The following is a 12,551-nucleotide window of genomic DNA, read 5'->3' as shown; positions in this document are numbered from 1 at the left end:
GTTATATATTTTAAAATATTTTATACACAACGAAGAGGATTGCCCAAAAAGCAATCCTTTTTTTATGGGATTTTTTGTAGAAGTGAACACATCAACATGAAAAAGATATTAAACCATTTATTTGAGAATAAGAGTTTTAGCAGGGAAGAGGCGAAGAATATCCTCATTTCTATTACTCAGGGTGAATTCAACGATTCGCAGATTGCGGCTTTTATTACGGCCTATGCCATGAGAAATATTACTGTGGATGAATTGCAGGGTTTTCGTGATGCCATGCTGGATTTGGGCATAAAAGCAGACTTTTCTGACTTTGAATTAATTGATCTTTGTGGTACCGGAGGCGATGGGAAAGACACCTTCAATATTTCTACACTTTCCTCTTTTGTGGTTGCAGGAGCTGGTTATCATGTGGCGAAACATGGTAATTATGGCGTGTCTTCTGGTTGTGGATCATCCAACGTAATGGAATATTTGGGCTATTCTTTCACCAATGATCAGGATACATTAAAGCGAAATCTGGATCATGCAGGCATTTGTTTTCTCCATGCTCCCTTATTTAACCCGGCAATGAAGATTGTAGCACCAATTCGCAAAGATTTGGGCATTAAAACGTTCTTCAATATGTTAGGGCCAATGGTGAACCCATCACAGCCAAAGTATCAAATGGTTGGTGTTTTCAGTCTGGAACTGGCTAGATTATACAATTATCTTTATCAGGATACTACAAAAAATTATACCATCGTTCACGCTTTAGAAGGTTATGATGAGATCTCTCTAACCTGCGATGTGAAAACTTTTAACAACAAGGGCGAAAGTATTTTAACATTAACTGATATGGGATTTGAAAAGGTTTCGTCGACTGCTATAAAAGGTGGCGACACGGTAGAGTCTTCTGCAAAGATATTTATGGATGTGCTGAATGGCGAAGCAACAGATGTACAAAACAATGTGGTGCTTTGTAATTCTGCCCTTGCCATTAAAACCATCAAGCCAACGGCATCTTTCGCAGATTGTTTCTATGAAGCGGAAGAATCTTTGACAAGCAAAAAGGCATTAGCAAGTTTTAAAAAGTTAGTGGCCTAATGAACAAATTGAAATTAAAAGTTTGTGGAATGAAGCTTGCAGCCAATATCGCCGCTGTTGCTGCATTAAGACCCGATTATTTAGGTTTTATTTTTTATGAGAAGTCTCCACGGCTGATCAGTGATGTTTCTGCGGAGTTGATTAAATACATCCCATCGGAAATTAAAACGGTCGGCGTTTTTGTGAATGAGGAGTTGGATATTGTGAAGAAAAAAATAAATCTATATCAGCTTAAAGCTGTTCAATTACATGGAAATGAAGCTCCCGGGTATTGTGCAGATTTAAAATCAACATTTGGTGGTATAGAAGTGATTAAGGCTTTCGGTGTTGATGAGGATTTTGATTTCGGTATTTTGGATGTTTATAATGATGTGGTTGATTATTTTCTATTTGATACCAAAACGAAAGCACATGGTGGTTCGGGGAAAACCTTTGATTGGAAGATTTTAGAAAATTATGCATTAAATAAGGCCTATTTTTTAAGTGGTGGAATTGATTTGGAACATGCGGCAGCAATAAAGCAGATAGAAGATTCGAGATTATATGCGCTTGATATTAATAGCAGGTTTGAAGTTGAGCCTGGTGTAAAGGATGTAGAAAAGGTTAAGGCGTTTATAAATATCTTGTCCTAGCCGGACGGGGCGTCTTTCTTTTTGATGTCAAAAAGAAACAAAAAACACCGGCTGAAAATTTTTGTTTTGAAGTTCCTGCTTTGGCTTGGGTAGTGCAACCCCAAAATTTGTTAGGCCGGATTAGAGTAGAACGAAGATTTTGTGGTTAGGCTTAGCAGGATGGAATAACATAAAGATAATTGAAATTAGAATAGTTCATTGCCGCCGGTCTTAATCGGTGGATTTGATAAAAATATTATGAAATATAAAGTAAACGAAAAAGGATATTATGGAGATTTTGGTGGGGCATACATCCCGGAGATGCTTTATCCAAACGTAGAAGAATTGCGGCAGAATTATTTGAAAATTATTGATGATGCCGATTTTCAGAAAGAATTTCATCAGTTAATGAAAGATTACGTAGGTCGTCCTTCGCCATTATATTTAGCCAATAGATTATCTGAAAGGTATGGCGCTAATATTTTCTTAAAAAGAGAAGATTTAAATCATACTGGTGCGCATAAAATTAACAATACCATCGGCCAAATTCTCCTTGCTGAAAAGCTTGGTAAAAAGAGGATTATTGCAGAAACTGGTGCTGGTCAGCATGGTGTAGCAACGGCTACTGTTTGTGCTTTGCGAAACCTTGAATGTGTAATTTACATGGGTGAGGTGGATATTGAGCGTCAGGCGCCAAATGTGGCCCGTATGAAAATGTTAGGTGCCAAGGTTGTTCCGGCTAGTTCTGGCAGTAAAACGCTAAAAGACGCAACTAACGAAGCGATGCGTGATTGGATTAATAACCCGGTTGATACGCATTACATCATTGGTTCTGTGGTTGGTCCGCATCCTTACCCCGATATGGTGGCGATTTTTCAATCCATCATTTCAGAAGAAACCAAAAAACAATTAATCGAACAGACTGGAAGCGATCAACCTGATTATGTTTTAGCTTGTGTAGGTGGTGGAAGTAATGCTATGGGCATGTTTTATCATTTTATGGATGATGAAAATGTAAAACTGATTGCTGTTGAAGCGGCGGGGAAGGGTGTTTCCAGTGGACTTTCTGCCGCGACGACTTATCTTGGTAAGGAAGGTGTATTACATGGTAGCCGAAGCATCTTAATGCAAACGGAAGATGGACAGGTAGTAGAACCTCATTCGGTTTCCGCTGGTTTAGATTATCCTGGAATTGGTCCTCAACATGCACATTTATTTAAAACCGGCCGTGGGAAATACGTTTCGATTACCGATGAAGAGAGTTTAGATGCCGGATTATTGCTCACCCAACTGGAAGGGATTATTCCTGCCATAGAAAGTGCACATGCTCTGGCTTATTTAGAGAAAATGGAATTTAAAGGCGGCGAAAATGTAGTGATTTGTTTGTCGGGTAGGGGAGACAAGGATTTAGATACTTATATTAAATATTTTAATTTATAAAAGCACATCGTCATTGCGAGGCACGAAGCAATCTGCTTAAATCCTCAAATCAGATTGCTTCGTACCTCGCAATAACGGAAAGGTTAAAAAAATGAACAGAATCAAACAACTCTTCGCATCGAAGAAAAATATATTATCCATTTATTATACTGCTGGTTATCCAAATACTGGCGATACCATTCAAATTGCTGAAGCCTTAGAAAAATCTGGTGCAGATATGCTGGAGATTGGTTTCCCATATTCAGATCCGGTGGCTGATGGTCCGGTGATCCAGGCCAGTAGTAAACAGTCTTTGGATCAGGGCATGACGCTGAAACTGCTTTTCGAGCAATTAAAAGACCTGCGTAAAAACGTAACTATCCCTGTGTTATTGATGGGTTATGTGAATCCGGTTTTGCAGTTTGGTGTTGAAAATTTCTGTAAAGCCTGTGCCGAAGTGGGTGTTGATGGCTGCATTGTACCAGATTTACCCATGGTAGAATATGAAGAATTTTATCAAAGCTGTTTTGAAGAACACAATTTAAGTAATGTGTTTTTAATTACGCCTCAAACGGCCGATGAACGGATTCACAAGATTGATGGCTTAACTAATGGTTTTATCTATCTGCTATCCTCATCTGCTACAACCGGTAAAAACCTGGAGGTAGGCAACACCACTGAAACTTACTTTGGTAGAATCAAAGCAATGAATCTAAAAAATCCAACGATGATTGGTTTCGGAATTAGTGATAAGCAGACTTTCGATAAAGCTTGTTCTTATGCTAACGGAGCAATTATTGGTACGGCTTTCGTTAAAGCAATTGAAGATGGCAATTTAGAGGAAAGTGTGAGTGGTTTTATGAAGAAGTTTAAGGATTAAGGGTGTTTAACCGCAAAGGAAGCAAAGATTTTCGCAAAGCACGCTGAGACTAAACCCTTCATTGTGAGAGACAAAGCAATCTTCGAACTATCGCATTCAGATTGCTTCGTCGGCTGAAAAAGCCTCCTCGCAAAGACGATGGTTCTAATAAATATATTGAGTTAGTCGTAGCATCCCGCTACGACTTTTAGTTTTCTCAAGTTCTGGTCGGAGGGAAGTTGTTTTAGTGAGAAGATCTTCCTTTGATAATTTATATTATTTGAAATAAATCTATCGAAAATAAATCCATATAAAATCAAGGTTTAAACTATTTTAAACGCTCTTTTAGCCCCACTAATTTTCATTTGACAATTCCATGATTCACAATTTCTGAAATGATTCTACATTTGCTTAACGGTGTTAGATTATTTATCACCTTATATTCCAAATCATGGGAAGTAAAGAAAGAATATTACGATTAAAAGATGAAACCAGAACCAAAATTCTGGATGCTGCCTTGAACATAGTTCAAACTGAAGGATGGCAGGCATTGAGTATGCGTAAAATTGCTGACCAGATTGAATATACTGCACCAATCATTTACGAATATTTCTCCAATAAAGAAGGAATCCTGCTGGAACTTACCAGGAAGGGTTACGAGATCTTAGGTAAAGATATTCGCGAGGCCAGAGACAAACATGAATCTGCCGAAGATAAAATGGAAGCCATGTGGATTGCCTACTGGAACTTTGCTTTTGCAAATAAAGAATTTTATCAATTGATGTATGGTGTAGATATGGTTTGCTGCAATGTTAAGAGTTCAATGCAGGAAGCTGAAACCGTAGGATCAATGCTTGGAGATGCTATTGAGGCATTGTACAAAAAAAAGCCTGTAAGTGAAAACGATATTTGCTCCAAATACTATACCTATTGGTCGATCATCCATGGATTAATTTCGATTAACCTAGTGCGACCTAATGGAAGAACAACAGACGAACTAAACCAACAAATTTTAAAAGACGCCATTAAAGGAATTACTTTATCCATTAATAGCTAATTTTTTTATTCCTCTATTTAACACTGTTAAATAGTTTATAAGCTTTAAAATCTACAATAATTTTTAATCATATGAATGCTATCCATCGCTTGTTTATTTTACTTAACAGTGTTAAATCGTTTAATAAAGTTAAGTCTTTGTTAATTCTCTCTACCTTATCTATTATTTTGGTCAGCTGTAAATCTTCTCCTGATCAGTCTGCTGCTGCACCACCACCTCCGGTATTGCCTGTAAGCCTGGTTAGCGAAAGCGCACAAACTACTTACATAGACTATCCGGCTGCTATTCAGGGTGCGGTAGATATTGATGTTCGTCCGCAGGTGAGCGGTTATTTGCAAAGCGTTTTAGTTAACGAAGGTGCTTATGTAACTGCAGGACAAACACTTTTCAAAATCAACGACAATCCATACCGTGAGGCTTTAAATAATGCAAAAGCCAGTTTGCATGCTGCAGAAGCTGCTATTTTAAATGCTCAGCTAGAAGTAGATAAGTTAACTCCTTTAGTACAGAACAAAGTGGTTTCAGATTTCCAACTTAAAACGGCAAAAACAGCTTATAAAATTGCTCAGGCCAATGCCGAACAGGCAAGGGCCAGTGTAGCATCTGCTCAAATAAATTTGGGTTATACCAATGTTAAAGCTACGGTAAGTGGTTATATCGGTCGAATTCCTAAAAAGCAAGGGAGTTTGGTTTCTCCAACAGATCAGGCAGCTTTAACACAGCTTTCAGATATCCATGAAGTACATGTTTATTTCTCTTTGGCTGAAAATGATTTTAACAGCTTCAATGCAAATTATCCGGGTAAAACCCCTGCAGACCGCATTAGCCATTTGCCAGCAGTAGAATTGCTTTTATCTGATAACAGCGCCTATCCGGTTAAAGGAAAAATAGATATGATCGACGGTCAGTTTGATAAAAATACGGGTTCTATTACCTTAAGGGCGACTTTTAAAAATGCCAATGGGATTCTACGTTCTGGAAATACTGGTAAAATTCGTTTAGGCTTACCGCATCCTGATGCAATTTTGATCCCTCAGGTTGCCACGATAGAAATGCAGGATAAAGTATTTGTATTTATGGTAAACAAGGGTAACAAAGTAAGCAAAATGCCAATCACGGTAATTGGTAAAAGCGGTAGCAATTACCTTATTAAAGATGGTGTAAAATCTGGCGACCAGATTGTGTTGAGTGGTTTAGACCGTTTGCAGGAAGGACAAGTAATTCAACCTGAAAAGGCATCAGACAAAGCTGCTCAATTATAATAGGAAGTTGAAAGATAGAAGGTAAAAGCAGAAAGACTAAAGCTGAAAGGTAAAAGCTCAAAGGCGAAAGCTTAAAGATAAATCCTAAGGCACATTTTGCAGGAACGAAAAAAATAAAATAAGAAAAAATGTTCAAAATATTTATACAAAGGCCCGTACTGGCTACCGTAATCTCCATTTTGTTGGTGATACTGGGCGTACTTGGCCTTACCAAACTGCCCCTACAACAATTCCCAGATATTGCGCCACCATCAGTTTTGGTTACAGCTATCTATCCGGGTGCCAATGCCGAAACAGTTTTACGTTCTGTTGCGCCATCATTGGAGGAATCAATCAATGGGGTAGAAAACATGACTTACATGAGTTCTACAGCCAGTAATGATGGGTCTTTGGCCATTACGGTTTTCTTTAAGCTGGGTACTAATGCAGATCAGGCGGCGGTGAATGTTCAAAACCGTGTGGCGCAGGCTACCAGTCAGTTGCCAGCGGAAGTTGTTCAGCAAGGGGTTACCACTGCAAAACAACAGAACAGTTTTATCATGGCCATCGGTTTATATACGGAAGATGAATCTAAATACGATCAGACTTTTGTGGCCAATTATGCGCAGATTAATATCATTCCAGAAATTAAAAGGATTCCGGGTGTAGGTTCTGCTGCAATTTTCGGTGGTTCGAAAGATTATTCGATGCGTGTATGGTTAAACCCTACGCAAATGTCTACCTATAAAGTTTCGCCTAATGAGGTAATGAAAGCCATCCAGGATAAAAGTTTGGAGGCTGCGCCTGGTAAGTTTGGCGAGAAAAGTAAAGAGGTTTTCGAATATGTAATTAAGTATAAAGGGAAGTTAACCAAACCAGAAGAGTATGAAAATATAGCTATACGCGCCAATGCCGATGGTTCTATTTTGCGCCTTAAAGATGTGGCAAGGGTAGAATTGGGAGCTTATTCTTACAACAGTATTACCCGTTTAAACGGTAAAAAAGGAATCGTGATCGGGATTATCCAGCTGGCTGGATCAAACTCGAACGATATTCAGGTATCGCTTAATAAGCTGATGGAAAAGGCAGAAAAAAGTTTTCCGGTGGGGATTAAAAAGAACATCTTTTATAGTACAAAGGTTGCTTTGGATCAATCAATAGAACAGGTAGAGCATACTTTGGTAGAAGCTTTCTTATTGGTTTTTATTGTGGTGTTTATCTTCCTGCAAGATTTCAGATCTACATTAATTCCTGCTATTGCGGTTCCGGTAGCCATATTGGGAACGTTTTTCTTTATGCAATTGTTCGGGTTTTCCATCAACCTGTTAACCTTATTTGCTCTAATTCTGGCTATCGGAATTGTGGTGGATGATGCGATTGTGGTGGTGGAGGCCGTGCACGCCAAAATGGAGCACAAACATTTATCGCCAAAAGCAGCCACGCATGAGGCCATGCACGAAATTACAGGTGCCATTATTTCCATTACTTTGGTTATGGCTGCTGTGTTCTTACCTGTTGGTTTTATGGAAGGTTCTACAGGGGTTTTCTATCGCCAGTTTGCTTTTACCATGGCCATTGCGATTGTAATTTCAGCAGTAAATGCATTAACGTTAAGCCCGGCTTTGGCGGCTTTGTTTTTGAAAGATAATCATGCAGCACATGCTGATCAACCGGAAGTAAAAAAGAGTTTCAAAGAGAAGTTTTTTAATGGATTTAATACCAGTTTCAACTCGTTAACCAACCGTTATGTAGGTGGCTTAAAGTTTTTGGTTCGCCACAAATGGTTAAGTATGGGTGGACTGGCCTTAATTACTTTGGTGACTATTTTTATGGTGAAAACCACGCCAGCAGGATTTATCCCGACAGAAGATCAAGGCTTTATCGCCATTGCGGTAAACACTCCATCTGGAACTTCATTAGATGGCACGCAGAAAATAATGACTGAAGCAGAAGGAGTGTTAAGTAAGTTAGATGCATCGAGAGATGTGACTGCGGTATCGGGTTTCAACTTATTAACCAACTCCACCAGTCCATCATCAGCTGTTGTTTTCGTATTGTTAAAGCCGAATGAAGAACGTGGCTCAATTAAAAATATCGATGAAATTATGAACCAGGTTCGTGGCAAATTAGGTGCGATATCTGGCGGAAGTTTCTTCGTATTCAGTTTCCCAACTGTTCCGGGCTTTAGTAATGTAGAAGCTTTGGATATGGTTTTGCAAGATAAAACGGGTGGCAAGCTTGATAAATTTAGTGGCATCTCTCAACAATTTATTGGAGAGTTAATGAAACGCCCTGAAATTGCTGTAGCCTTTACCAGTTTTAAAGCCGATTATCCGCAATTGCAATTGGATATTAATGATGAGAAAGCAGATCAATTGGGGGTTAACGTAAAAGATATCCTGCAAAGTATGCAAACTTATTTCGGTAGTGTGCAGGCATCAGATTTTAACCGCTTCGGGAAATATTACCGCGTGGTGGTTCAGGCTGATGTACAAGATCGTGCAGATCCATCAGCTATAGATCGTGTATTTGTGAAAAGCAATCGTGGTGAAATGGTGCCAATTAATACCCTGGTAAAACTGACCCGGATTTATGGTTCAGAAACTGCATCGAGGTATAATTTGTTCAACTCCATTTCGATAAATGCCATTCCTAAACCGGGCTTTAGTTCTGGTGATGCAATTAAAGCAATTGAAGAAGTGGCCGAGAAGCAGTTGCCAGATGGTTATAGTTATGAATTCTCTGGGCAAACACGTGAAGAAATCTCTTCTGGTGGGCAATCTACCGTGATTTTCTTGCTCTGTTTGGTATTCATTTACTTCTTGCTTTCTGCACAGTATGAAAGTTATATCTTGCCATTCGCAGTGCTTTTATCTATCCCTGCCGGAATATTTGGTGTATTTGTAGCGATTGGATTAACTGGAATTGTGAATAATATTTATGTGCAGGTGGCCTTGATTATGTTGATTGGTTTACTGGCTAAAAATGCGATTCTGATTGTCGAATTCGCCGTTCAGCGAAGAAAGGCTGGACAGCCTTTGGTTGCAGCTGCATTAGAGGCGGCAAAATTAAGGTTGCGCCCAATTATCATGACATCGCTCGCCTTTGTGGTTGGTTTGATCCCAATGATGGGGGCTACTGGTCCATCGGCACAAGGTAACCACTCGATTAGTATTGGTGCTGCCGGCGGGATGATCTCGGGTGTAATATTAGGTTTGTTTATCATCCCTGTATTATTTGTGATCTTCCAGGCTTTACAAGAAAAAATTTCAAAATCAAACGAGGTTTCTCATCATGAAGAACCTGTAAAAAATATAGTTTATGAAACGGTTTAATATATTTACTATTCTGCTGCTTGCTATGATATGGAGCGGATGTTCGGTTTCCCAAAATCTGGCTTTACCAGATAGTCTGGCGCCTAAAATGTTTAGAAATTCAGCACCTAAAGATTCTTCGAGTATTGGCGATTTGCCTCTCAAGAGTTTTATTAACGATCTTACCGTACAAAATTTAATTGATACGGCTTTGGTTCGCAATTATGATATGCAAATTGCATTGAAAAATATCGATGCTGCTGAAGTATTGTTTAAACAATCGAAACTTGGTTATTTACCAGAATTGAAGTTGCAGGTTACCGGTAGTTCAAGTCGCCCGTCTGACAATAGTTTAAACGGTCTAAGTTTAAATCAGTTTACAGGATCTACCCATATTGAAGATTACAATGCGAACCTCGGTGTGCTTTGGGAAGCAGATATCTGGGGAAAAATCCGCAATCAAAAAGCTGGCGCTTTAGCTAGTTTTTTGCAAACCGGAGAGGCAAGGAAAGCAATCCAAACCCGCTTAGTAGCTAATGTTGCCCAGGGTTATTATAATTTACTCATGCTCGATGCACAATTGGACATTGCAAAGAAAAACCTGATGCTGAATGATAGTACCTTAAGGATAATCAGATTACAGTTTGATGCCGGGCAGGTGACTTCGTTGGCTATACAACAAGCTGAAGCACAGCAATTAAATGCAGCTCAGTTGATTCCACGTTTGGAGCAAAATGTTGCCCTACAGGAAAATGCCTTGAGTGTGTTGATTGGGACGTTACCTAAGTCGATTATTCGCCTGAGCAGGTTAGATCAAATGACTATTCCGAAAGATTTAAATGCAGGTTTTCCTTCTGCTTTATTAAGCAGGAGGCCTGATATTAAATCTGCTGAGTTGGCTTTAAATGTAGCGAATGCAAAGGTTGGTGTAGCGAAAGCGAATTTATATCCTTCGTTGGTGATAACGGCCAGTGGTGGTATTAATTCATTTAAAGCGAGTAATTGGTTCAGTATGCCTGCATCTTTATTCGGGATCGTTTCTGGCGGTATTACACAGCCTATTTTTCAAAGAGGCCAATTAAAATCTAATTTAGCTTTAGCAAAAATAGACAGAGAGAAAACGGTAATTCAATTTCGTCAATCGGTAATTACTGCGGTAGGAGAGGTTTCGGATGAGTTAACTAAGGTTGAGAAATTAAAAACACAATATAGCATTGCTGAAAAAAGAGCACAGACTTTACAACAGGCTTCGAGAAATGCGAGTTTGTTGTTTAAAAGTGGTATGGCAAATTATTTAGAGGTGATTACGGCGCAAGGTAATTTATTGCAGAGCGAACTGGAGCTTACTACGATTAAAACGGAGCAGTTGAATGCTGTGGTTGGTTTGTATCGGTCGTTAGGTGGTGGTTGGAATTAAGGGATTTCCTTAATTTGTAAAACTTCGGTTGGTGGCTCACCAACCGAAGTTTTTTTTTAAAACGAACTTGTGTTTTGTATTGCGATTGCCATCAATGAACATATGGTGTGGTGGCTCACCAACCATTTTGTGTTTTATAATACATTCGCTATCAATGAATCCATGGTTGATGGCTCATCAACCAAATAAGGCCGTTTTTTTCGCTGCGCTGGCTTGCCTCGGCTGGCCGCCGAAGGGCTTTCTTCTTTTCCTTGATGAAAAGAAGCAAAAATCAAGGCTTGGATCTGATGTCGGATTAGCTCGTGGAAATTTGAATGGCGGTAGCGCAAGGGCTCGATTTGATTATAACAAAGATTTATTTTAGGAGCCGTTCGCGCTACCTTGGGTTGTGGGGGATTTGAACGTTGTTGCAAAAATTTCAACGGCTTCTCCTTCCATCATTTCCTATGCCGGAGAGCAGGGTAGAAATATCAGGGGGGCGATCGCTAGGTGCGAAGAATGTTTTTTTCTGCGATCTTTCCCTCCTTGGGAAAGGTGTTTTTAGGCGGATAGGGGCCTTTTCCGCTGCGCTGGCTTTCCTCGGCTGGCCGCCGAAGGGCTCTTACTTTTTTGCTTGATCAAAAAAGTAACAAAAAAATCAAGGCTTGGATCTGATGTCGGATTAGCTCGTCGAAATTTGAATGGCGGTAGCGCAAGGGCTCGATTTGTTTGTAATAAAGATTTATTTTAGGAGCCGTTCGCGCTACCTTGGGTTGCGGGGGATTTGAACGTTAGTGCAAAAATTTCAACGGCTTCTCCTTCCATCATTTCCTATGCCGGAGAGCAGGGTGGCAATAGAAGGATTGTCATCCAGAGCGCAAAGGATTCCTGCGTTTCTACACACCACTTTCATTCAGCACCGATCCCTTTTTCGCATTTGCATGAATGGCGGGTTAAAACGGTCGTCATCCTGAACTTGATTCAGGACCTAAAGAAAAACCGTTATTGTAGGGGCTTCATCTGCTGAAGCAATCTCCATTGAAGAATCTTCAAAATAGATTGCTTCGTCGTACCTCCTCGCAATGACGATTTTGCTAGTAGATTCGTCCTCCAGCATAATGCAAAGGTTGGTCCCGCAGATCTAAATGATTATCGCAGATTTTTGCCGCTCGCTTCTGCGGAAATCTTCTTAATCTGCGGGAAAATTATTTAAGCGAGCAAGGTGCCGATCGCGAGGTGCGAAGAATGCTTTTTTCTTGCGCTCTTTCCCTCCCGGGGAAAGGTGTTTTTAGGTTGGTAGGGGCCGTTTTTTCGCTGCGCTGGCTTGCCTCGGCTGGCCGCCGATGGGCTTTCTTCTTTTCCTTGATGAAAAGAAGCAAAAATCAAGGCTTGGATCTGATGTCGGATTAGCTCGTCGAAATTTGAATGGCGGTAGCGCAAGGGCTCGATTTGTTTGTAATAAAGATTTATTTTAGGAGCCGTTCGCGCTACCTTGGGTTTGAAGTATTTGAATGAGGGTGCAAAAATTTCAACGGCTTCTCCTTCCATCATTTCCTATGCCGGAGAGCAGG

At 39.9% G+C, this 12,551-nt stretch carries 10 protein-coding genes; 9 read left to right on the top strand and 1 reads right to left on the bottom strand.

The genetic code is table 11. The annotated features are described in order from the left end of the window. Positions 1 to 96 precede the first annotated feature (96 nt). From trpD to ACN1CD_RS17425, 9 genes are all read left to right on the top strand, one after another. Positions 97 to 1,083, top strand: a complete 987-nt coding sequence (gene trpD / locus ACN1CD_RS17465) for an anthranilate phosphoribosyltransferase (protein ID WP_419131683.1) — start codon at positions 97 to 99, stop codon at positions 1,081 to 1,083. Further along, on the top strand, positions 1,083 to 1,715 hold the full coding sequence (locus ACN1CD_RS17460; protein WP_419131682.1) for a phosphoribosylanthranilate isomerase: 633 nt from the start codon (positions 1,083 to 1,085) through the stop codon (positions 1,713 to 1,715). Before trpD ends, ACN1CD_RS17460 begins: the two co-directional genes overlap by 1 nt. Positions 1,716 to 1,952: 237 nt before the next feature. After that, the gene (gene trpB, locus ACN1CD_RS17455; protein ID WP_419131681.1) at positions 1,953 to 3,134 is read left to right on the top strand and encodes a tryptophan synthase subunit beta; all 1,182 of its coding nucleotides are present in this window, start codon (positions 1,953 to 1,955) and stop codon (positions 3,132 to 3,134) included. Positions 3,135 to 3,225: 91 nt separating this feature from the next. Beyond that, positions 3,226 to 3,993 carry a tryptophan synthase subunit alpha gene (gene trpA / locus ACN1CD_RS17450; RefSeq protein WP_419131680.1) on the top strand — a complete coding sequence of 256 codons (768 nt, stop codon included), beginning with the start codon at positions 3,226 to 3,228 and terminating at the stop codon, positions 3,991 to 3,993. Positions 3,994 to 4,423: 430 nt separating this feature from the next. Then, entirely contained in the window at positions 4,424 to 5,029 is a 606-nt protein-coding gene (locus ACN1CD_RS17445) for a TetR/AcrR family transcriptional regulator (RefSeq protein WP_419131679.1), read from the top strand. A gap of 71 nt (positions 5,030 to 5,100) precedes the next feature. After that, on the top strand, positions 5,101 to 6,291 hold the full coding sequence (locus ACN1CD_RS17440) for an efflux RND transporter periplasmic adaptor subunit (protein ID WP_419131678.1): 1,191 nt from the start codon (positions 5,101 to 5,103) through the stop codon (positions 6,289 to 6,291). Positions 6,292 to 6,419: 128 nt separating this feature from the next. Further along, positions 6,420 to 9,605 (top strand): efflux RND transporter permease subunit, encoded by a 3,186-nt coding sequence (locus ACN1CD_RS17435; protein ID WP_419131677.1) that lies wholly within the window; start codon positions 6,420 to 6,422, stop codon positions 9,603 to 9,605. Next, entirely contained in the window at positions 9,592 to 11,001 is a 1,410-nt protein-coding gene (locus tag ACN1CD_RS17430; RefSeq protein WP_419131676.1) for a TolC family protein, read from the top strand. Before ACN1CD_RS17435 ends, ACN1CD_RS17430 begins: the two co-directional genes overlap by 14 nt. A gap of 169 nt (positions 11,002 to 11,170) precedes the next feature. Next, positions 11,171 to 11,365 (top strand): hypothetical protein, encoded by a 195-nt coding sequence (locus ACN1CD_RS17425; RefSeq protein ID WP_419131675.1) that lies wholly within the window; start codon positions 11,171 to 11,173, stop codon positions 11,363 to 11,365. A gap of 824 nt (positions 11,366 to 12,189) precedes the next feature. Here the strand turns inward: ACN1CD_RS17425 and ACN1CD_RS17420 are convergent. Further along, the gene (locus ACN1CD_RS17420; RefSeq protein ID WP_419131674.1) at positions 12,190 to 12,531 is read right to left on the bottom strand and encodes a hypothetical protein; all 342 of its coding nucleotides are present in this window, start codon (positions 12,529 to 12,531) and stop codon (positions 12,190 to 12,192) included. Positions 12,532 to 12,551 lie beyond the last annotated feature (20 nt).

The sequence above is a fragment of the Pedobacter sp. N23S346 genome (assembly GCF_048515415.1).
Taxonomy (GTDB): domain Bacteria; phylum Bacteroidota; class Bacteroidia; order Sphingobacteriales; family Sphingobacteriaceae; genus Pedobacter.
This window is presented reverse-complemented; position numbering and strand designations above follow the sequence as displayed.